The organism is Pseudomonas pudica (assembly GCF_015680405.1).
In the GTDB taxonomy this organism is placed as follows: domain Bacteria; phylum Pseudomonadota; class Gammaproteobacteria; order Pseudomonadales; family Pseudomonadaceae; genus Aquipseudomonas; species Aquipseudomonas pudica.
Window position 1 is genome coordinate 25325 of sequence record NZ_JADLJS010000036.1, and the last position, 23227, is coordinate 48551.

General features: G+C 66.3%; 9 protein-coding genes. 4 read left to right on the forward strand and 5 right to left on the reverse strand.

All coding sequences use genetic code 11. From position 1 onward, the window contains the following. Positions 1-2 precede the first annotated feature (2 nt). Both IRZ77_RS20700 and IRZ77_RS20705 read right to left on the reverse strand, forming a co-directional pair. Positions 3-539, reverse strand: coding sequence for a (2Fe-2S)-binding protein (locus IRZ77_RS20700; protein ID WP_046615071.1), 537 nt, complete (start codon positions 537-539; stop codon positions 3-5). Further along, the gene (locus IRZ77_RS20705; protein WP_196174318.1) at positions 532-3363 is read right to left on the reverse strand and encodes a xanthine dehydrogenase family protein molybdopterin-binding subunit; all 2832 of its coding nucleotides are present in this window, start codon (positions 3361-3363) and stop codon (positions 532-534) included. The genes IRZ77_RS20700 and IRZ77_RS20705 overlap by 8 nt, the downstream gene beginning before the upstream one ends. A 322-nt stretch (positions 3364-3685) precedes the next feature. On the opposite strand from IRZ77_RS20705, the gene dsbD reads away from it, so the two are divergent. Genes dsbD through dsbG form a run of 3 tightly spaced genes read left to right on the forward strand, consistent with a single transcriptional unit; the run spans position 3686 to position 6997 of the window. Continuing rightward, positions 3686-5401 carry a protein-disulfide reductase DsbD gene (dsbD, locus tag IRZ77_RS20710; RefSeq protein ID WP_196174321.1) on the forward strand — a complete coding sequence of 572 codons (1716 nt, stop codon included), beginning with the start codon at positions 3686-3688 and terminating at the stop codon, positions 5399-5401. Next, a complete protein-coding gene (locus tag IRZ77_RS20715; RefSeq protein WP_025340001.1) occupies positions 5401-6237 on the forward strand; it encodes a TlpA disulfide reductase family protein in 837 nt (278 codons plus the stop codon). Before dsbD ends, IRZ77_RS20715 begins: the two co-directional genes overlap by 1 nt. A 1-nt stretch (position 6238) precedes the next feature. Continuing rightward, a complete protein-coding gene (dsbG, locus tag IRZ77_RS20720; RefSeq protein ID WP_046615068.1) occupies positions 6239-6997 on the forward strand; it encodes a thiol:disulfide interchange protein DsbG in 759 nt (252 codons plus the stop codon). 278 nt (positions 6998-7275) lie between these two features. Here the strand turns inward: dsbG and IRZ77_RS20725 are convergent, their stop codons facing one another. Next, on the reverse strand, positions 7276-20229 hold the full coding sequence (locus IRZ77_RS20725) for a non-ribosomal peptide synthetase (RefSeq protein WP_196174323.1): 12954 nt from the start codon (positions 20227-20229) through the stop codon (positions 7276-7278). A gap of 399 nt (positions 20230-20628) precedes the next feature. Here IRZ77_RS20725 and IRZ77_RS20730 point away from each other — a divergent pair, with 399 nt between their 5' ends. Beyond that, a complete protein-coding gene (locus IRZ77_RS20730; RefSeq protein ID WP_046615064.1) occupies positions 20629-21159 on the forward strand; it encodes an RNA polymerase factor sigma-70 in 531 nt (176 codons plus the stop codon). A gap of 53 nt (positions 21160-21212) precedes the next feature. Here IRZ77_RS20730 and IRZ77_RS20735 read toward each other — a convergent pair whose 3' ends face one another. Both IRZ77_RS20735 and IRZ77_RS20740 read right to left on the reverse strand, forming a co-directional pair. Continuing rightward, positions 21213-22226, reverse strand: coding sequence for a GNAT family N-acetyltransferase (locus IRZ77_RS20735; protein WP_108479804.1), 1014 nt, complete (start codon positions 22224-22226; stop codon positions 21213-21215). Between the two features lie 63 nt (positions 22227-22289). Next, a complete protein-coding gene (locus IRZ77_RS20740) occupies positions 22290-23090 on the reverse strand; it encodes a substrate-binding periplasmic protein (protein ID WP_046615062.1) in 801 nt (266 codons plus the stop codon). Positions 23091-23227 lie beyond the last annotated feature (137 nt).

Here is a 23227-nt window from a genome sequence, read left to right on the forward strand (position 1 = left end):
GCTCAACCCTCCTTGACCAGGCCGAGGTCGTTGAGCACCGTGCGGGTGGCGTCGTAGTAACGCACGTAGCCGGTGCAACGGCAGATGTGGTGGCCCAGGCTCGCCTCGATGCGGTCTTCCACCTCGCTCTTCTTCAGCGGCTGGCGCTGGGCGGTTTCCACCAGCACCGTGGCGGCATTGACGAAGCCCGGCGCGCAGTAGCTGCACTGGAAGGCGAACAGGTCGACGAACTTCTGCTGGATCGGGTTCAGCGTGAGGTTGCCGGCCTCGTCCTGTTTGGCATGGCCCTCGATGGTGCGGACCTTCTTGCCCTCGAAGTAATGCGCGCCGGTAATGCAGGTACGCACCTCCTCGCAGGTGCCGTCGGGGTTGTCGACGATCACCACGCAGGCGTGGCAGATGCCCTGGCCGCAGCCCAGGCGCGAGCCGGTGAGGTTCTGGTGTTCGTGCAGGTAGTCGATCATCGCCAGGTCGTCAGGGACCTCGACCGGGCCGACCGGTTGACCGTTGAGGGTCAGTTGCAGTGGACGGTTAGCCATTGAGGGCCTCCTTGATACGGGCTGGGGTGATGGGGAGATCGCGAACGCGCTTGCCGATGGCATGCGCGACGGCATTGCCGATGGCACCGACGACCGGGATCATCACCACCTCGGCAATACCCTTGGACGGGTCGGTCGGTGACAGCGGCGGGAGGATTTCGCTGGTCTGCTGCCACACCGCCACGTCGCGTGCATGCGGCAGGCGGTAGCGGTTGAAGTTCCAGTCGCCCTCCCCTGGCCCGCCCTCGTACAACGGCATTTCTTCGGTCAAGGCATGGCCGATGCCCATGGCGATACCGCCCTCGAGCTGGCCCTTGACCAGTTCCGGCACCAGCACCCGGCCGCACTCGACCCAGCTGTGGTGGTTGAGTACCTGCACTTCGTGAGTGCCCTTGTTCACCTTGACTTCGACAATGGTCGCCACCGGGCTGTAGTAGGTGACCATGGCGTTGTTCAGCTGGGTGTCGGGGTAGGCGGCGTTCTGCCGGTCGAGCAGGTGGTAGCCGTGGCTGCTCATCTGCGCCTTCTTGGCATTCACCGCGCCATCGCCGTACTTCACTGCCACCGCGTCGAGCGGGAAGCGTTCGCGCACGCCGTCGATGACGAAGTCGGCTTCGGCCCAGCTCCAGCGGTTGAAACCGTGCACGCTGACGCCGGTTACCAGCCCCATGTCGTGGGCCTTCTGGGCCAGCTGGGCGAACGGGATCGGTGACAGGCCGTTGCCGGTCAGCTCGCCGTTGACCCATACCGCATTCTCGCGGCGCACCACCAGCGGGTTGGCCTGGCCGCCGTACGGGCCCTGGCTCCAGATGGCCATGGCCGCCGGCCACAGACCGTGGTTGAACAGCACGCGCGCCGCTTCGCGGGTGGCATGGCTGAAGTAGAAGGCCGAGTTGGTCGCCGACGACGGCGAAGCGAGCTTGCCGACCCAACGCGGGTTGCGCAGCGCGGCGTCCTGCTCGGGCTGGCTGATCAGGTACGGGTTGCCGCTGGTGGTCAGCTGCAGCTCCGGCCATTCGGTGACCGCGGTCTTGACCTCGTCGGCCGAGCGGCCGAGGAAATCGCTGACCACCAGGGCTTGGGAGGTGGACATGCCAGTCCCCAGCTCGGTGCCGATGTGGCGCAGGCTGATTCGCCCGTCGCGGCTGAACTCGATGCTGGCCATGGGTGCTTCGGAGCCGGTGCCGAAGTCTTTCTGGCAGATGGCAAAGCCCACGCCATACCAGTGGTCCGGGTCCTTGGCATCCATCTGCTGCTTGCGCGCGTCGCGGTTGCGCCACCAGTCGTGCACGGCGGCCTTGTCGAGAATCTCGTAAAGGCGCAGGGCGCCGGCCGGGACCGCGCCCTGGGTGTTCTTCATGCCCGACTTCAGCGCGTTGGCGCGGCGCAGGTCGATGGCATCGACGCCCAGGCGCCCGGCGATCTCATCCACCATCATTTCGGTGGCGGCCATGGTCTGCAGGGTGCCGTAGCCGCGCATGGAGCCGGCCTCGACGCCACGGGAGTGATAGGCAGTGACCGACAGGTCGTTCTGCGGCATGTAGTAGATCGACTGCGCCGCCGTGGCGCCGACCGCCGCCACCGAGGGGCTGTAGTTGATACGCCCGCCGCCGTCGCAAGTCATGTCGGCGCGGAAGATCTTGAAGCTGTTGTCCTTCTTGTCCACCGCCAACTGGTAGCGGATATCGAATGCGTGGCGCTTGATGCCACTCTGGAACTGCTCGTAGCGGTCGTTGGCCAGGCGGATCGGCACACCAGCGCCATACAGCGCGGCCACGGCGGCGTAGAAGACGAAGATGTTGTTGTCTTTCGAGCCGTAGCCCACGGTATAGCCCGGGTGCATGTTCAGGGTGTTCAGGGCGAAGCGCGACGGCTTGATCATGTGCACGCATTCCTGCGCCACTTCGAACGGACACTGGGTCGCGACCACGAAGTGCAGCGTGCCGCTGGCCGGGTCGTAGCAGCCGTTGCCGTTGTCCGGTTCCAGTGCGGCCGGCTCGATGGACGGCGTCTTGTAGCGCTCGTCGAACACCAGCCAATCCTCGGGCGGATTGTCCAGCTGCTCGGCCATGCGCCTGGCATGGAAAAGGCCCTGCTCGGTCAGGTCGCCATGCTGGTTGGGCTGCTTCGACCACACCGGCTTGCGGTTGAGGATGGTGGGGAACAGCATGGAGTTCTTCAGGCTGGAGAATTCATCGTCGTCGAACGGCGTGGCACCGCCCACACGCACGAAGCGGAAGCTCCCGTAAGGGTCGCGCTGGTACAGCGGCGCCTGGGCGCCATAGCGGATCGCCTGGTCGTTGAACTGCAGCTTGCGCTTGGCCTGGCGGAAACGCTCGAAGTCGTGCCAGATCAGGATCGCCACCGGGTGGCCGATGAACATCGGCACCTTGCCGGGCGGCAGCAGCGGGTCGGGCGAGTGGGCCTCGGGCCAGGCGATGCCGTCCTTTTCCAGGTCGGCAGCGGTGACGATGCGGTCCGGCTGCAGGTCGGCGCCAAGCAGGCTTAGGTCATGACCGGCATAGATACGGTCGGCCTTGGTCGCCTTGAGCAGCAGCGCATGGCCCTGCTGCGCGGGCCAGCCAGGCATGTCCTTGGCACGGATGTCGCGGGCGAACACCTTGTCGCCACAGACCTTGGACAGGGCGTCGTTACGGAAACGCGCCTTGCCATCATGGTTCATCCACTTCTGCGGCGAGGTGGTGACGCGTTCTTCCATCAGCGCGGCGAACGCTTGGCTGCCGAGCGGCGCCATGGTCACGCCGACACCAGCGATCAGGCCGCCTTGCAAGAAGGCGCGCCGGGAAATATCACGGTTGGACATGCTTGATCCTCTGGGCAGCTGGGGATCTGCCCTTTTTTTGATTCTGGTACCAGCCCGAAAAGCTGACCCGTACGTCAACTTTACAGCAATTGTGTTGGCGCAGGCAAAGTCAAGTCGACAATATGTCGCGACATGTCTGGGATCTGGGGGGGAATTTGCTCTGGGGCTGGTAGGTGGTTGTCTTGGGATCTCCCAGGCGCAAACAATCCCACGGCATACACCTCCAAGCCCTGAGCGCCCCCTGACCAAAAACCAGAGTTAACCTTGGGTTAATCGACCCAAGCCAGCATGACCCCTTTCAACGTACTGCCAAGGCGAAGACATGCGCGTCCTCCTGCTCTTACTGACTCTGCTGCTGGCCGGCTCATTGCAGGCCAACCCGTTCGATGTCAAACCGGACTTCCTGCCGGTCAGCCAAGCCTTCGTGCTTACCCACGACCGCCAGGCCGACGGCCAAATGCGCCTGTTCTTCCAGATCCAGCCTGGCTACTACCTGTATCAGAAGCGCCTGAAGTTCGACGGCCTGCCTGCCGAGCAGCACCCGCAACTGCCAGCCGCCCTCAACCATCACGACGAGTTCTTCGGCGACAGCGCGGTGTACCGCGACCAGCTCGAACTGCTGCTCCCGGCCAGTGCCCAGGGTCAGTTGCGCCTGGGCTGGCAGGGCTGTGCCGATGCGGGCCTGTGCTACCCGCCGCAAACCACGCTGATCGACCTGGGCGGCAGTGTGGCCCCGGCGGCCGAACAAGCCAGTGACCAAGCCCTGGCCAGCGACCTGCAACAAGGCCACCTGGCCTGGAGCCTGCTGGCGTTCTTCGGCCTGGGCCTGTTGCTGGCCTTTACCCCCTGCTCCCTGCCGATGCTGCCGATCCTCGCCGGGCTGGTACTGGGCAATGGCGCCAGCGCCAGGCGCGGCTGGATCCTGGCCGGGGTCTATGTACTGAGCATGGCCCTGGTGTATGCCGCCCTGGGGGTGGTCGCCGCGCTGCTGGGTGCCAGCCTGCAGGCCTGGCTGCAACAACCCTGGCTGCTGGGCAGCCTGGCGGGGCTGTTCGTGCTGCTGGCCCTGCCGATGTTCGGCGCCTTCGAACTGCAACTGCCCGCCGCCGTGCGTGACCGCCTCGACCGCGCCGGGCAAGGTACCCGTGGCGGCAACCTGTATGGCGCGGCGCTACTTGGCGCGCTGTCCGGCCTGCTGATGGGCCCATGCATGACCGCACCGTTGGCCGGCGCGCTGCTGTACATCGCCCAGAGCGGCGATGTGCTGCAAGGGGCGCTGGTGCTGTTCAGCCTCGGCCTGGGCATGGGCGTGCCGCTGCTGTTGCTGGTTACCCTCGGCAACCGCTACCTGCCCCGCCCGGGCGCCTGGATGAACCGGGTCAAGGGCGTGTTCGGTTTCGTGTTCCTGGGCATGGCGCTATACACCTTGCGCAGCCTGCTGCCCGCAGCATTGCTGCTGGCCCTGAGCGGCGCCTTGCTGATCGCCCTGGCCTGGGCTGCCTGGCCGGCCCTGCAGCGGTTGCCGGCACTGCGAGCCTTGCCGCTGCTGGGTGCCCTGTGGGGCGGCCTGCTGCTGGTGGGAGCGGCGGCCGGTGGCGACGACCTCTGGCAGCCACTGCGCCCGTTCGCCGGTGGCGGCGCCACGCAGGCCAGCGGCCAGCACACCGAGGACGCCTTCGTCACCGTCAGCCGCCCCGAAGACCTGCAACGCGAACTGGATGCGGCCAAGGCCCGTGGCCAGTGGGTGATGCTCGACTACTATGCCGACTGGTGCGTGTCGTGCAAGGTCATGGAAAAACAGGTGTTCGCCCGCAGCGACGTGCAGGCCGGCCTGGCCGGTGTGCACCTGCTGCGCCTGGACGTTACCGCCGACACCCCGGCCAGCCAGGCCCTGCTCCAGCGCTACCAGGTACCCGGCCCGCCCAGCATCATCTGGGTCGGCCCGGAAGGCGACGAACGCCGCGCGCGGCGCATCACCGGTGAGGTAGATGCAGCCGCCTTCCTGCAACACTGGACCCAGACCAGGAGCCAAGGCTGATGCTGACCGTAACCCTCGGGCCACTGACCATGGCCCTCAACCACCTGCTGATGCTCACTGCCCTGGTGATCGCCAGCATGGTCGGCTGGTGGGTCGCCCGGCGTGGCGGCGAGAGCCCGGAATCGGCACTGTTCAACCTGTTCCTGATCGGCTTGCTGTGCGCACGCGCCGGCTTCGTGCTGGCCTACTGGCCGATGTACCAGGACGACCCGCTGCAGATCATCGATATCCGGGATGGCGGCTTCCTGTTCTGGTCGGGCCTCGCCGGCATCGTGCTCGGCGCCCTGTGGCAGGGCTGGCGCCATCCGGGCCTGCGCCGCCCGCTGGGCTGGGCGCTGTTCAGCGGCGCGCTGTTCTGGGGCCTGGCCAGCCTCGGTGGCCACCTGTACAGCAAGGGCACCGAACTGCCCGAGCTGAGCCTGCGCAAGGCCAACGGCCAATCCGTAGCGTTGCACAGCTACCGCGGCAAACCGCTGGTCATCAACATCTGGGCCACCTGGTGCCCACCCTGCCGACGCGAAATGCCGGTGCTGCAACAGGCGCAAAGCGCTTACCCGCACGTGACCTTCCTGTTCGTCAACCAGGGCGAGACCCCGGAAAACGTCAGCACCTTTCTCGCCACCACCGGCTTGAGCCTGACCCACGTGCTGTTCGATGGCACCGGTCTGCTGGCCCAGCGCGTCGGCTCCATGGCCCTGCCCACCACTTTGTTCTACGACGCCGACGGGCGCCTGGTCGGCAGCCATCTGGGCGAGCTTTCCCGGGCCAGCCTGCGCCACGCCCTGGAGCCTTTCGACCGGGCCACCGCGCCCGCCCCTGCCGCACAAGGAAACTGACATGCGACTGACTGCACTGCTGCCCCTGTCCCTGGCCCTGCTGGCTGCCCCCACCCTGCAAGCCGAAGAGCTGCCCAAGGCGATTGCGCAACTGCAAGCCAAGGGCGCCGTGATCAAAGGCAGCTTCGACGCCCCCAACGGCCTGCGCGGGTATGCCGCCGAGTACCAGAATAACGGCCTGGCCCTGTACCTCACCCCTGACGGCAAGCATGTACTGGTAGGCAGCCTGTTCGACGAACAGGGCAACGACCTCAGTGCCGAGCCGCTGAAAAAGCTGGTGTATGCGCCGATGAGCAAGGAAATATGGGCGAAGATGGAAAAAACCTCCTGGATCGCCGACGGCAAGGACGATGCGCCGCGCAAGGTGTACCTGTTCAGCGACCCCAACTGCCCGTACTGCAACATGTTCTGGGAGCAGGCGCGGCCGTGGGTCGAGTCGGGCAAGGTGCAGTTGCGCCATATCATGGTCGGCATCATCCGCGAGGACAGCCCGGGCAAGTCGGCGGCGCTGCTGGCGGCGAAAGACCCGGCCAAGGCACTGCACGAGCATGAAAAAGCGGGCAAGGCCAGCAAGTTGAAAGCACTGGAGCAGGTACCGGAGGCGGTGCAGCAAAAGCTGGCGGCGAACATGGCGCTGATGGAAGAAATGGGCTTGCAGGCGACCCCGGCGATCTTCTATCAGGATGACCAGGGCAACCTGCAGAGCCAGCAAGGCGCGCCGCGGCCGGAGTTGCTTGGGAAGATTCTCGGCAAGCGCTGATGTGAAATCGCCGGGGCTGCCTTGCAGCCCATTAGCAGCACAAGGCTGTGGCGGCCCTGTGGGAGAGGGCAAGCCCGCGAAGAACTCAACGCGGTTTATGGCACCGGCTGCGCCGGTGTTCGCGGGCATGCCCGCTCCCACAGGTACTGCGCCAAACCTCGAGAACAACGCCGTAGCTGTAGGAGCGGCCTTGTGTCGCGAAAGGGCCGCATAGCGGCCCCAGCAATTTCAACTTTTGTGCACCAATCCAGGAGTGGTGCTGGCCTCACCTGCTCAGGTCACAAGCCCTCCAGCTCAGCCATCAGGTCGCTGAGCCGGTCGACCTTGTCGTCATCCAGCACACTGCCCTGCAGCCCCTGCACATACACCGCCAGTTCCTCCACCGTGCTGCACTCGAACATCGCCCGCAGCGGCACGTTCAACTGCAACTGCTTCTGCACCCGCGAGGCGATTTGCGTGGCCAGCAGCGAATGCCCGCCCAGCTCGAAGAAGTTGTCGTGCACCCCGACCCGCTCGGCCTTGAGCACGTCTGCCCAGATACCGGCCAGTACCTCTTCCAGTTCATTGCGCGGCGCCTGGTAAGCCTGGCTGTGCTGGCCACCGATGTCGATGACCGGCAGGGCCTTGCGGTCGAGCTTGCCGTTGGCGTTGTGCGGCAGGCTGTCGAACCAGCCCCAGTGCAGTGGGACCATGTACTCCGGTAACTCGGCACGCAGGCGCTGCTTTAGCTGTTCCAGCAACGCAGCGTCGGCAGCAACGCCCTGATGCGCCACCAGGTAACCCACCAGGTGCTTGCCATTGGTGCCCTCCTGCACGCCAATGGCAGCGTCGCGGATCTCCGGCTGTTCGTGCAGGCGGGCTTCGATTTCGCCCAGTTCGATGCGGTAACCGCGAATCTTCACCTGATGGTCGATGCGACCGACATACTCCAGCACCCCGTCCGGGCGCTGCCGCGCCAGGTCGCCCGTGCGATACAGGCGTTCGCCCGGTGCACCATGAGGATGGGGAATGAACGCCAGCGCCGTGCGCACCGGGTCGCCGACATAGCCACGGCCCACCCCGGTGCCAGCCACGCACAACTCACCCGTCGCCCCCAGCGGTACCAGCGTCTGGTCCTCGCCGTACAGATACAGGCGGTTGTTGTCGGTTGGCGTGCCGATCGGCAGGTAGCTGCCACGGGTCGAGGCGGCATCGACGCAGAAGAACGCCACGTCATCGGAGCACTCCGCCGGGCCGTAGGCGTTGACCAGGCCGATCTGCGGGTAGCGCTGCAACCACTGCGCCGCCAGCTCCGGAGGCATGGCCTCGCCGGTCGGCAGCATCCAGCGCAGGCCATCGAGGGCCTGGTGATCGTTGGCCAGCATGCCCTGGATCAGCGACGGCACGCTCTCCAGCACGCTGATGCCGGTGGCCTGCACATGCGCCAGCAGGCCGTGCGGGTCATGGGCGATGGCGTTCGGCACGATCTCCACCCTGGCGCCGAACAGCGGCGCGGCAAGGAACTGCCAAACCGAAATGTCGAAGCTCTGCGAAGCCGTCTGGGCAATCACGTCGTGCTCGCCAAGCGCCAGGTACGGCACCTTGCTCAGCTGGTTGTTGAGCATGCCGCGCTGCTCGACCATTACACCCTTCGGCAGGCCAGTGGAGCCTGAGGTGTAGATCACATAGGCGAGGTTATCCGGCCCGCTGTGAATGCCGGGGTTGTGGCTGGCCACCGGGCTGGCCTGGATGTCTTCCCAGATCAGCAGCTGCGGCCGCACCGCTGCCTCCAGCTCGCCCAGCAACTGCCGCCCTTGCCCGGCACAGGCCGCGCTGCACACCAGCACGGGTGTACGGCTTAGCTGGATGATGCTTTGCAGGCGCGCCGCCGGCAGGCCCGGGTCCAGTGGCAGGTAGCCGGCGCCGGCCTTGAAGCTGCCGACGATCATGCCCAGCAGCGGTAGCCCACGCTCGGCCAGCAGAGCTACCGGCTGGTCCACGTTCACATCCGCCGCGATCAAGGCATGGCCCAGGCGGTTGGCCGCCAGGTTCAAGCCGGCGTAGTCGTAGGACGCGTCCAGGCACCGGGCCACGATACGTTGCGGATGTGCGGCCACCTGTGCCTCGAACTGCGCGATGTAGCTCTGTTCCAACGGGTAGGCGCGCGCAGTGTGGTTGCAGTCTTTGAGCAGGAAGCGCTGCTCCTCTGCGCTCAGCAATGGCAATGCGCTCATCTCCCCTTCGAAGCCTTGCACCAGCGCCAGCAGCAGGCGCTTGAACTCGGCCAGCAGGCGCTCGACGGTCGGGTAGTCGAAGTAGCGCTGGTCGAACGACAGATGCAGGCCAAGGTCATCGCCCGGGTAGCACACCGCTGTCAGCGGGAAGTTGGTGTGGGTACGGCCCGAGTCGGAACTGGCATTCAGGTGCTGGGCGTGGTCGAGCACGGCAGTTTCCACCGGCGCGTTCTCGAACACGAACAGGCTGTCGAACAGCGGCTGGCCCTTGGGCAGTTCGCTGCATTCCTGGATCGCCACCAGCGGCAGGTATTCGTACTCACGCAGCTCCATGTTGCGCTCCAGCAGGCCTTGCAACCACTGGCGCACACTGCAGCGCTCACCCGCCATCGGCAACTGCACGCGCAAGGCGATGCTGTTGATGAACAGGCCGACGGTACGCTGCATCTGCGGCATGCTCACCGGGCGCCCGGCCACGGTCACGCCAAAGATCACGTCGCGGTCGCCGCTGTGGCGCGCCAGCACCAGGGCCCAGGCCGCCTGGGCGAAGGTGTTGACGGTGAGCTGGTGGGCCTGGGCCAGTTCACGCAGGCGCACGCCGTCGCTCACCGCCAGGCGGGTGTAACAGTCGCCGACGATCATGCCGCTACCGGCATGGTCGTGGCGCAGCGGGCGGTCGCTGGGGATGGTGGTGGCGCGTTCGAAGCCGGCCAGGTTCGCCTGCCACCAGGCTCGCGCGTCGTCCAGGCCTTGGCGTTGCAGCCAACCAATGTAGTCGCGGTAACGCGGTGGCACCGGCAAGCGGGCCTGGCGCCCCTCGCCGAGGGCCTGGTAGATCTCGAAGAAATCGTTCATCAACAGCGAACGGCACCAGGCATCGATGAGGATGTGGTGGTTGCTCATCATGAACCAGTAGCGCTCGTCGGCCACACGCACCAGGCGCAGGTGGAACGGCGCCTCGCTGAGCAGGGCGAAACCTGCCTCGCGCTCCTGCTTGTGCAGCGCCTGCAGGCGCTGCTCCTGGGCGTCGTCGTCGAGGCCACGCCAGTCCTGGTAGTCCACCGGCGTGTTGCCCGGCTTGTGGATGATCTGCAGCATCGCCTCGCCGGTGTTCCAGCTGAACGATGCGCGTAGCGCTTCGTGGCGCGCCACCACCGCCTGCCACGCCTGGGCGAAGCGTTCGGGGTCGAGCGCGCTGTTGATGCGGTAGCGGTCCTGCATGTAGTAGAGGCCAGTGCCCGGCTCCAGCAGGGTGTGCAGCAGCATGCCCTCCTGCATAGGCGTCAGCGGGTAGACGTCCTCGATCTGTACTGCCGGTACCGGCAGCGCGTCGATCTGCGCCTGGGTCAGGTGCGCCAGCGGGAAGTCCGAGGGGGTGAAACTGCCGTTGCCATCAGCCAGGCAATGCTCGACCAGCGCCAGCAGCTCCTGGCGGTAGGCTTCGGCCAGGCCGGCGATGGTCCGCTCGTCATAGCGCTCGGTGCTGAAGGTCCAGCGCAGCTGCAGGGCGCCGCCATACACCTGGCCATCGACACTCAACCAGTTGGGCAGCGGCGCATCCAGGTCATGGGCCAGGCCGGCTGGGGCGTCCAGCGGCTGGAGCAGGGCTGTGCTGTCGAACTGCTGGTCGAACTGGCCCAGGTAGTTGAAGGTGATGCGTGCCTGCGGCAGGGCCGCCATCTGCTCGCGCCCTGCCGTATCGGCCAGGTAGCGCAGCACGCCGTAACCCAGGCCTTTGTGCGGTACCTGGCGCAGCTGCTCCTTTATGCGCTTGATCGAACCGGCCCGCGCCGCGTCGTCCTCGCCAGGCAGCGGGCGCAGGCTCAGCGGGTAGGCGTTGGTGAACCAGCCGACGCTGCGGGTCAGGTCCATGTCTTCGAACAGCCCGTCACGGCCATGGCCTTCAAGCTGTACCAGCACTTCTTCATCGCCGCTCCAGCGGCACAAGGCACGCGCCAGCGCGGTCAGCAGCAGATCGTTGACCTGGGTGTGGTAGGCCGCCGGGGCCTGTTGCAGCAACTGCCGGGTCTGCGCCACATCCAGGCCGATGGCCAGGGTACGGGCGTGGCGGTGCAGGTTGCCGCCCTGCGGGTGATCGCATGGCAGTTCGCGGCGCACGCCACCCAACTGGCCCTGCCACCAGCCCAGCTCGTCGCGCAGCGAATCGCTGCCGGCATAGCTGGCCAGGCGTGCGGCCCAGTCGCCCATGGCGTGGGTCTTGGCCGGCAGCGGCTGGCCGCGGTACAGCGCCTGCAGGTCTTCCAGCAGCACGCGCCACGACACGCCATCGACCACCAGGTGATGGATCGCCAGCAACAGGCGCTGGCCGCCCTGCCCGTCATTTACCAGCAAGGCACGCAACAGTGGGCCCTGCTCCAGGTCGAGGCTGCGTTGCAGGTCGGTGTACAGCGGCTGGCAATCGGCGAAATCGGCGACGGTGGCTGTCCACAGCAACTGCCCGGAGGCAGGCGAAGCATATTCGGCCTGCCAGCGGCCCTGGGCCCGGCTGAAGCGCAGGCGCAGGCTGTCGTGGTGCTGCACCAGGGCGGCCAAGGCGCGCTCCAGTACCCCCTCATCCAGCGGCTTTCGCGCCTCCAGCAGAACAGCCTGGTTCCAGTGTTGCGGCTGTGGCACTTCACTGTCGAAGAACCAGTGCTGGATCGGCGTGAGGCCGGCCTGCCCCTGGCGCTGGCCCTGTTCGATGCTGCTGGCGGCTTCGCTGCGCTGAACGATGGCGGCCAGGGTCTGGATGGTCTGATGCTGGAACAGGTCGCGCGGGGTGAACTGCAAGCCGGCCTGACGAGCCCGGCTGACCACCTGGATCGACAGGATCGAGTCGCCGCCCAGTTCGAAGAAGTTGTCCTGCACGCCGACCTGGGCAACGTTGAGCACGTCGCGCCAGATCTGCGCCAGTTGCGCTTGCACCTCGTTGCCAGGCGCCTGGTACTGCTGGCGTGCCTGTTCCAGGTCCGGCAGCGGCAGCGCACGGCGGTCGAGCTTGCCGTTGCCCATCAGTGGCAGGCTGTCGAGCAGCACCAGGTGCGCCGGCACCATGTAGTCCGGCAGGTGCTGGCGGGCTTCGGCTTTCACCGCGTCGCGCAGCAGGCCCTGGGCCTCGCTGTCGGCAGCGGCCTGCCTGCACACCAGGTAACCCACCAGTTGCTTGCCGCCCGGCAGGTCGAGGGCCAGTACCACAGCCTCGTCGACATCGGCATGCGCCTGCAGGCGGCTTTCGATTTCGCCCAGCTCGATCCGGAAACCGCGGATTTTCACCTGCTGATCGGCGCGGCCGACGTACTCGACCAGGCCATCGCTGCCCAGGCGCACCAGGTCACCGGTGCGATACAGGCGTCCGCCTTCGCTGCCGAACGGGTCGGCGACGAAGCGCTCGGCGCTGAGGCCCGGGCGGTCGTGGTAGCCCTGGGCCAGGCCGGCACCGCCGACATACAGCTCGCCAATACCGCCTTGCGGCAACAGGGCAAGGTCTTCGTCGAGAATGTAGGCCGTGCGCTTACCGATGACGCGGCCGATCGGCACGCTGCCCAACTCCGCCGGCAGTGTCTGTGGTGCCAGGCAGGCCAGCGGCATGACCACGGTTTCGGTCGGCCCGTAGGCGTTGAAGAACTGCTGCGGCGCGAAGGCCTGGCGGATGCGCTGCAGGTGTTCACCGGTCAGCGCTTCACCACCGGTAATGACCAGGCGCACTGGCAACTGCTCGCCCTGCCCGGCCAGGTACTGCGCCAACTGGCTGCCGTAGCTGGGCGTGAAGCCGAGGATGCTCACCTGCTGCTCGCGCACCAGCTGGCAGATGTCTTCGGCGCCCCACTGCCCCTGGGCGCGCAGCACCACGCGGGCGCCGCACAGCAGCGGCACCCACAGGCGTTCGCTGGCAGCGTCGAAATTGATCGAATAGAAGTGCAGCTCGCAGTCCTCGCTGCGCATGCCGAACGCGTCGATCACCGCCTGGCAATGCATGGCGAACTCGCCGTGGCTGACTACCACGCCCTTGGGCTTGCCGGTGGAGCCAGAGGTGTAGATCAGGTAAGCCTGGTGCTGCGGCAGGTTGAGGTTGTCCAGCGGCGCATCGCTGTAGGCCGACAGGCTGGCGCTGTCGTCCTCCAGGCTCCAAAGCGCCACGCCTTCAGGCAACTGCCCCAAGGTTTGCAGTAGCGCGCGCTGGCTGAGCAGCAGGCCGATGCAGCTGTCTTCGATCATGTAGCGCAGGCGGTCGAGTGGGTACTCGGGGTCGAGCGGCACGTAGGCGCCACCGGCCTTGAGGATGGCCAGCAGGCCGACGACCATTTCCAGCGAACGCTCCAGCGCCAGGCCCACGCGCACCTGCGGGCCGACGCCACGCTCGCGCAGGGCGCGGGCCAGGCGGTTGGCCTGCTGGTCGAGTTCGGCATAGGTCATGTGCCGGCCGGCAAAGGTCAACGCGCCAGCGTGTGGCGTGCGCGCAGCCTGCGCGGCGAACAGGCCATGCACGGTCTGGTCGAGAGCGAAATCCAGCTCGCCCTGCAACTGGCCCGCCAGCACCTGCTGCTCGGCGCCGCTCAGCATCGGCAGCTCGCACAGGCGCTGGTGCGGGTTGTCGAGCATGCCGGCCAGCAGTTGCTGCCAGTGCTCGGCCATGCGTGCGATACGTGGTTCGTCGAACAGGTCGCGGCTGTAGGTCAGGCAGCAACCCAGGCGGCCGTCGAGGTCGGTCACCTCCAGGTACAGGTCGAACTTGGTGGCGCTGGCGTCGTTGACCAGGTAATCCACCTGCATGCCGGCAAGTTGACGGCTTTGCTGGAAGGCCCAGCGCTGCACGTTGCACATCACCTGGAACAGCGGGTTATAGGCGCTGCTGCGCGGTGGCTGCAGGGCTTCCACCAACTGGTCGAACGGCAGGTCCTGGTGCGACTGGCCTTCGATGGCAGCCTGCCGTACCTGCTCCAGCAACAGTGCGGCGGTCATCTGGCCGTCCAGCTCGCAACGCAGCACCTGGGTGTTGAGGAACGCGCCAATCAGCCCTTCGCTTTCCGGGCGGATGCGGTTGGCCACCGGCGCGCCAATGCGCAAGTCACGCTGGCCGCTGTAGCGGTGCAGCATGGCGGCCAGGGTGGCAGTCATGGTCATGAACAGCGTCAGGCCGCGCTGGCTGTTGAAGGCATGTACGCGGGCAACCAGCGCCGGGTCGAGCTCGAAGCGGTACAGCCCGCCACGGTAGCTCTGCACTGCCGGGCGCGGGCGGTCGGCAGGCAGCGCCAGTACCGGATGCTCATCACCCAGGCGGGCCTGCCAGTAGGCCAGCTGTCGTTCACCCTCGCCGCTTTCCAGCCATTGCCGTTGCCACACGCTGTAGTCCAGGTACTGCACCGGCAGCGGCGCCAGCGGCGATTCGCGGTCATCGACGAAGGCCTCGTACAGCTCGCCCAGTTCGCGGGCGAAGATGTCCATGGCCCAGCCTTCGGTGACGATATGGTGCAGGGTCAGCACGAAGAAATGCTCGCGCTCCTGGGCTTTGACCAGACAGGCACGCAGCAACGGACCGCGCTCCAGGTCGAACGGCTGGTGCGCCTGGTCGTCGGCCAGTTGTTGCAGGCGTTGCTGGCGGGCATCGGCGGGCAAGGCGCTGAAGTCCTGCCAATCGAGGTGCAGGCTGCTGTCTTCGGCTACGCACTGATACGGCACACCATCGATGCTTGGGAAGGTGGTGCGCAGGGTTTCATGCCGTACCACCAGCGCCTGCAGCGCACGCTCGAAGGCATCCACATGCAGGGTGCCGCGCAGGCGCGCCATGCCGCCGACGTTGTACGCCGGGCTACCTGGCTCCATTTGCCAGAGGAACCACATGCGCTGCTGCGAGTACGACAGCGGCACCGCCTGGCGGCGGTCGACGCGGGCGATTGCACCTTGCAGGTTGCGCTCACCGGCAGCGCGGATACGCGCGATCTCGGCACAGAAGGCGCCCAGCTCGCTGGCTTCGAACAAGGCCTTGAGCGGCAGCTCGACATCGCAGGCCTGGCGTGTGCGCGAAACAATTTGAGTGGCCAGCAGCGAATGGCCACCGAGGGCGAAGAAGTCGTCCTGCAGGCCAACGCGCGGCAGGTTCAGCACCTCACGCCAGATGGCAGCGACCTGCTGCTGCAACCCGGTTTGCGGCTCGACGTGCTCCCGCTGCTGCCACACCGGGGCCGGCAACGCCTTGCGATCGACCTTGCCGCTGGGGCCCAGTGGCATCTGCGTCAACGGGATAAGTTGTGCCGGCACCATGTAGGTCGGTAGTTGTTCAGCCAGCACCGTCAGCAATGCATCAGGCTGGGCGCTGCCACTGTAGTAGCCGACCAGTTGCGCGCCGATGGCATCCCTGTGAATCAGCACCAGTGCCTGTTCGACCCCAGCTTGCGCCAGCAGGCAGGCCTGGACTTCCTCGGGTTCGACACGGAAGCCACGCACCTTGACCTGCTGGTCGAGGCGGCCAAGGTACTCCAGCGCCTCGGTCTGTACCTGCCAGCGGGCGCGGTCGCCACTGCGGTACAGGCGCTCGCCATTGCCGTCGGCGCGGGGCACGAAACGTTCGGCGGTGAGCCCCGGACGACCCAGATAGCCACGGGCCAGGCCGGCACCGCCGAGGTACAACTCGCCCGGTACACCGGGGGCGGTCAGCTCCAGTTCGTCGTCCAGCACTCGGCACAGCACATTGCCCAGCGGGCGGCCGATCGGCGAGCGTTCGCCATCGGTGGCCTGGCAGTGCCAGTGGGTGACGTTGATGGCGGTTTCGGTCGGGCCATAGCGGTTGTGCAGTTGCACCTGTGGCAGCACCTGCAGCACCCGGTCACGCAGCGCAGCGGACAGCGCTTCGCCACCGGAGAACAGCCGACGCAGGCTGCTGCAGGCACCCGCCTGCGGCTCCTGGACGAACACCTGCAACAGCGGCGGCACGAAGTGCAGCGTGGTCACGCCATGGGACTGCACCAACGCGGCGATGCGCTGCGGGTCGCGGTGCTCGCCAGGGCCGGCGAGCACCAACTTGCAACCAGTCACCAGTGGCCAGAAGCATTCCCACACCGAAACGTCGAAGCTGATCGGCGCCTTCAGCATCAGCACGTCGCTGTCGTCCAGCGCATAGCTGGCCTGCATCCATTGCAGGCGCTCGGCCAGTGCCGCATGAGTATTGCCCACGCCCTTGGGCTGGCCGGTGGAACCGGAGGTGTAGATCACATAGGCCAGGTTGTCGCCATGCAGGTGCAGGCCAGGGGCATGGCTTGGCCAGCTGTCCAGGTGCAGCTGGTCGAGGGCGATGGCGCTGACGCCGTCAACCTGTGGCAGCTTGCCCAGCAGGGTGCTGTGGCTCAGCAGCAGGCCTGCGTTGCAGTCGGCGAGCATGTAGGCCAGGCGCTCGGCCGGGTAATCGACGTCCAGCGGCACATAGGCACCACCGGCCTTGAGAATGGCCAGCAGGCCCACCAGCAGTTGCGGCGAACGCTCGACGGCGATGGCCACGCAAGTGTCGGGGCCCACGCCTTTGTCACGCAGGTAGTGGGCCAGACGGTTGGCTTGCTGGTGCAACTCGGCGTAATCCAGGCTGCCACCGTCCCACACCAGGGCGGTACGCTGCGGGGTCAGGCATGCCTGGTCATTGAGCTGCTCGACCAGCAGGCGCTGGGGCGCCGCAGCGGGTGCCTCGCCCCAGCTCAGCAATTGCGCGCGGCCAGGCTCGTCGAGCAATTGCACCTCGCCCAACGCCCGCTGCGGCCTGGCGCACACCTGCTCGAGCAGGGCCAGCAGGTGTTGGGCCAGGCGCTTGATGGTGCTGGTATCGAACAGTTCGGCGGCATAGTCGAAGGCCAGGCTCAGGCGGCCCTGGTGGTCTTCTTCACTGTGCAACTGCAAGTCGAACTTGGCTTCACGGCTGTGCCAAGGCAGCTCTTCGGCGAGCAGGCCCGGCAAGCGGCGCAAGGCGGACAGGTCACGTTGCTGGTGGTTGAACATGACCTGGAACAGACCTTGCTCGCGAGCCTCGGGCAAGGCTTCGAGCAGTTGCTCGAACGGCAGATCCTGGTTGGCCTGGGCATCCAGGGTGGCCTGGCGCACCTGGGCCAGCAACTGGTCGAACGGCAGGCGGCCATCGAGTTGCGCACGCAGCACCTGGGTGTTGATGAAGAAGCCAACCATGCCTTGGGTTTCAAGGCGCGGGCGGTTGGCGTTGGGCACGCCGACACGGATATCTGCCTGCCCACTGTAGCGATGCAGCAGCGCCTGCCAGCCGGCCAGCAGCACCATGAACAGGCTGGCCTGCTGTTCGCGGGCCAGGCCCTTGAGTGCTTCGGTTAGCCTGGCCGGTACCTTGAGGTTGAAGCGGACGGCGCGGTGGTCGCGCTGGCTGGTGCGCGGGTGGTCGGTGCACAGGTCGAGCACCGGCAGTTCATCCCCCAGACACTCCTTCCAGTGCTGCAGTTGCCGCTCGGCTTCGCCTGCGGCCAGCCACTGTCGCTGCCAGGTACCGTAGTCGGCATAACCCAGGGTCAGCGGTGCCAGGTTGGCCTCGATGCCCTGGCAATGGGCGGCGTACAGTTTGGCGAATTCGTCGAGCAGGATGTTCAGCGACCAGCCGTCGGCGACGATATGGTGCAGGGTCACCCACAGTTGATGGTGTTCATCGTCCAGACGCGCCAGCGTCACGCGCAGCAACGGCCCCCGGGTCAGGTCGAACGGCTGGCGAGCTTCGGTTTCACGTTGGGCGGCGACCTGTTCGGCGGCCTGGCCTTCGAGGTCCAGGCGGCGAAGGTCGAACGGCTGCTGCGCCTGGATGCGCTGCAGGGCCTGGCCGTTCTCTTCGGCAAACAGGGTACGCAGCGATTCATGGCGCGCCACCAGCGCCTGGAAGGCCGCTTCCAGTGCGTTTTCGTCCAGCTCGCCGCGCAACTGCAGGCCAGCCGGAATGTTGTAGGCCGCCGACTGCGGGTCCAATTGCCATAGCAGCCACAGGCGGTTTTGCGCCAGCGACTGGGGCAGCGCCTGGGTGCGCTCCAGAGTAGCGATGGCGCCGACCCGGCCACCGCCTTCGGCGATGATCGCGGCCACGGCCTTGGCGTAGTCAGCCAGTATCGGCGCCTCGAACAGGGTGCGCAGGCCCAGCTCGATGCCCAGTTCATCGGCCAGGCGTGCAGTGGCGTGGGTGGCGGCGATGGAGTTGCCGCCCAGCAGCAGGAAGTGGTCGTCTGCCGCTACCGCCTCGACCTTGAGGATGTCGCGCCACACCCCGGCGATGCGCACCTGCAGCTCACCGCCGGCGGCATCCGCGGCAACGGGCTCGCCCACCTCAGGGAAGCGGGCGTAGCAGTCCAGGCTGCCATCGTCCATGCGCAGGCGGCAGGCCGAACGCTGCAGCTTGCCGCTGGAGGTCTTGGGCAGCGCCCCCGGGTTCAGCAGCAGGACAACGGCCGGGGCCTGGCGGCAGGCGTCGGCGATCACCTGGCGCAGGGTCCTGATCAGTTCCCGGGGTTTGATCGCCTTCTGCACGTTGCGGCTGACTTCCACCGCCACGCCAATGCCCTCCTCGCCTTGCTGCTCGACGGCGAACACTGCCACGCGGCCTTTGCGCAGCACATCCACTTCGCGCTCGAGGGTCTTTTCCAGGTCCTGCGGGTACAGGTTCTGCCCACGCACGATCAGCATGTCCTTCAGGCGCCCGGTGACGAACACTTCGCCTTGGCGCATGAAGCCCAGGTCGCCGGTACGCAGCCAGGTCTGGCCGTCCATCTCGACGAAGGTGCGAGCGCTGGCCTCGGGGTTGCGCCAGTAGCCCTGCGCGATGCTCGGGCCACCGGCCCAGATCTCGCCCACCTGGTTGTCGCCCAGCACCTGCAGGCTTTGTGGTTCGACAATGCGCACGGCATGCCCGGGCTGCGGGTAGCCACAGCTCATCAGCACACTGCCCTTGCCAGGTTCGGCACGGTTGGCGGCGAAGGCTTCGGCGTCCAGCTCCAGCGCGGCGATACCCTGGCCCCGGCGGCTGCCGCTGACGAACAGGGTCGCCTCGGCCAGGCCGTAACTGGCGAAGAAGCTCTGCGGGTCGAAGCCGCAGGCCTGAAACTTGTGGGCAAAGGCCGCCAGGCTGTCCTGGCGGATCGGCTCGGAGCCCGAATAGGCCACCCGCCAGCGGCTTAGGTCGAGCCCGGCCAGGGAGGCCTCGCTGACCCGCTCGCTGCACAGCCGGTAGGCGAAGTCGGGGCCGCCGCTGATGGTGCCGCCGTATTCGCTGATGGCCTGCAACCAGCGCAGCGGCCGGGCCAGGAAGTAGCCCGGCGACATCAGTACGCAGGGCACACCGCTGAAGATCGGCTGCAACAGGCCGCCGATCAGGCCCATGTCGTGGTACAGCGGTAGCCAGCTGACGATCACGTCGTCGGGGTTGAGGTCGATGCCAAAGCCTTGGCGGATCAGTTGTTCGTTGGCCACCAGGTTGCCATGGCTGACCTGCACGCCCTTGGGCAGCGCGGTGGAGCCAGAGGTGTACTGCAGGAAGGCGATGTCATCACCCTTGAGCGCGGACTCGCGCCAGTTTGCAGCCAGTGCCGGGTCCAGACCATCCACCGCCAGCAGTTCAGGGGCGTTGGCCGCCGTCAGGGCCTCCAGGCCCTGCAGGCTGTCGTGCAGGGCCGCGACGGTCAGCAGCAGGCGCGGCTCGGCGTCGTCGATGATCGACAGCAAGCGCTGCTGGTGGTGCGGGCGCGCGGACTCCGGTGGGTAGGCCGGCACCGCAATCACGCCGGCATACAGGCAGCCGAAGAATGCCGCCACATAGTCAGGCCCGCTGGGGAACAACAGCACCGCGCGGTCGCCGAAGCCAGCACGGGTTTGCAAGGCAGCAGCGATGGTGCGCGCACGCTGATCGAGGTCCCGGTAGCTGAGCACGGCCTGCTCGCCGGGAGCGTCGGCCAGAAAGCGCAAGGCGACTTTGTCCGGGGTCTGCACGGCGCGTTGCGCCAGGGCCTGGACCAGCGAGAGCGGGAGTTCGAAGGCGTCCGTCATGGGGTGTTCCTGCCAGTGTCTGGTTGGGTCGGGCCGGCTGCTGCACGAACGTGGGCGCAGCGGCATGTGGCGGCCTGAGGTGTACACAGGGGAACGGATGGGCGGGGGGAGAAATTAGCGGCGGTGAGGCTTTGGGGGCGCGTGAGGGTTGCCAGGTGTTTGCCATGAGAGATGTTGCGCCTGTGAGACCGAGCGCCGCCCGGGCAGCGCTCGATCTCCCAGGCGATGAAAACGCCCTGACATGCACCCAGCCACCCTCACGCCTTAGAACTGAAATCACATGAAACCAATTACATTTCGCATTTGACAATCATTATCATTCTGAATAGCTTGTCGCCCGTCGTAGGAAGCTTCCCAAATTTGGGTGCGTCCTTTCCCCTCTGTGACAAGGTGATTTCCATGGCGGAACAACTATCCACAAGTAAGTGCGATTCACCATTACTGCAGGCCTTCGTCGACAACCGCAGCATCCTGGTCAAGATCGCTGCCCGCATCACCGGCTGCCGGTCGCGCGCCGAAGATGTGGTGCAGGACGCCTTTTTCCGGCTCAGCGCCGCCCCGCAGATCACCTCGTCGTTCAAGGCGCAGCTGAGCTATCTGTTCCAGATCGTGCGCAACCTGGCCATCGACCACTATCGCAAGCAGGCGATGGAGTTGAAGTACTCCGGCAGCGAGGAGGAAGGCCTGAACGTGGTTGTGCAAAACGCCTCCCCCGAAGCCACCCACATCAACCTTGCCGCGCTGGATGACATTGCCAAGGCGCTGAACGAACTGCCCCAGCGCACCCGCTATGCCTTCGAGATGTACCGCCTGCATGGCGTGCCGCAGAAGGACATTGCCAAGGAGCTGGGAGTGTCGCCGACACTGGTCAACTTCATGATCCGCGATGCGCTGGTGCATTGCCGCAAGACGGCCAGTCGGCAGGCCTGATCAGGCAGAGTCTGCTTCTTCGCGGGCGCGCCCGCGAAGAAGCCACCTCGATATCAAGCCAGTTTGCAGCGATCGAAAAACCGCTCCCGCCCCAGAATCATCAACGCCGCACGCTTGTGCGGGAAGTCGAACTCCTTGTCGCAATGGAAGCACTGGTCGTGCATGTAGCCGATCATCTTGCCGTTGTCGGCACGCGGTTCGGCCACCACCCGCTGGGTGCGCGGGTCATCCAGGAACAGGTAGTGCACCAGCGCCGATAACCAGCTGGCCACCTTGTGCGGCCCGCGGTGGCTCTCTTCCCCTACCAGCATGTGGATGCCACGGTCGTAGTCATTGGCCGGGTAGAACGGCGCAATGCGGTCTTCCTTGGCCCAATACGCTTCAAAGTAGGCAAACGGCTGGTCATCGAAGCAGCCGATCAGCGTCAGGGCATGCGGGTCGGCCTCGAGCTTGCCCAGGTATTCGCGGTGCTGCGCCAGGGTGCCAGCCTCCTGCCAGAACGCCTCCACCCGTGGGTTGTTCTGCCAACGGTTGAAGCGCTCCAGGTCATGCTCGATTTCCAAGGTACGCAGCGATACCCAGCTGCCCAGGCGCGTATCGAAGCGCCGGTACACCTCGCCACGAGGCTTGGGCGCGCGGCGTGGGTGGCGCTTGCCGTTGCTGATCTGCATCTGCTGCGGGTAAGCCACGCTGGCTGATTCACCCAGCCATGGCTGCGGCAACTGCCAGAACAGCGCCCGCTCGCACAGGTATTGGCCAGGCTGCTCGCCGGCCAGCAGCAAGCCACTGGTCAATGCCTGGGGCAACGCCTCGGGCAGGTACCAGGCCAGGCGCTGGCAGGCGGTGTCGCGGGCCAGCAGCCAATAACAGGCGGCCCACAAGGCCTGATAGGGGCGCTCGGGGCACAGCCGCTCCAGGTGAACATGCAGGGAAGCGCCCACCTCCAGGCGCAACTGGATCAGCGGGCGGCCTTCGAGGGAAAGGCTCAGCCAGCTGTCGCCCTCCTCGGCACTGAGGCTGCGCCAGCGTGGCGCTGACCGGGGCTGCAAAGCGTTATCGAACGGCATGGGCTTTACTCACGGCAATGAAGAAAAGGCTCACTGCTGTGAACGTTGCCGCACCACGGGAATTTACTCGCGTGGGGCCGCCACCGTGATGCGGTAGGGCTCGAAGATGCGCGCCAGCTCGCCACTGTCGCGCAGGGCCCGCAGCAGCGCCGCGAACGACTGCTCGCCGATGGGCGCCCCCGGGCGCAACAAGGCGTAGTGATGGTAGACCTGGTCAATGCGTTGCGAGGGCACCAACCGCTCCCGGCTGGCCGGGTTGCGTGCCAGGAAATCGCTGAGGTAGGAACGCGTGACCAGAGCGATGTCGGCGCGCCCTGCCTGTACCATCAGCAGGTTGCTGTCGTGGGAGTAGGTCAGGGTCGCGTTGTAGGCGGTGCGCAGGTATTCAGGGTCGGAGTTGAAGCCGGCGAACGCATAGTGATAACCATTGAACAACGCCAGGCGCTTGCCGTTCAGGTCGTCGAAGTAATGCGGGTCACCGCCATTGGCTTGGCGAGCGACGAACACCTCGGCATCTTCCAGGCCCATGTCCACGGTCTTGTGGGGAATCTGCTGCCAGCCCCATTGCGGGTTCTCGAAAATGGCCATGTCGGTACGGCCTTGCTGGAAGTCGCCGAAACGCCGCTGAATGGACGTGGGTACCAGAACGAAACGGTAGTGCTGCTGCGCGCGGTTGAGCGCGTCGACCAACTGCGGCAGAAGACCGGTGTCGGCACCCTGCTCCGGGCGCACGGTGTAGGGCGGAAAATGCGCCGCGCCAATCTTCACTTCAACAGTACTTGCCGCCCATGCCGGCACCGCCAGCCAGAACACGGCCAGCAGCATCAGGGAAGACAGGGCCTTGAGGCCGGGCGCTGGAGTCAAGACGGACACTCATCACGGTTCATGCCTGGGTTCGCCTAAGCTAGGCGTTTTCGGGGCCGGGCACAACTGCCGGTTAATGGCCCTTTGCGCCAAAGCTGCGGGCAAATTGCCAGGGGGTGCCGGATGCCCTGAGTTTG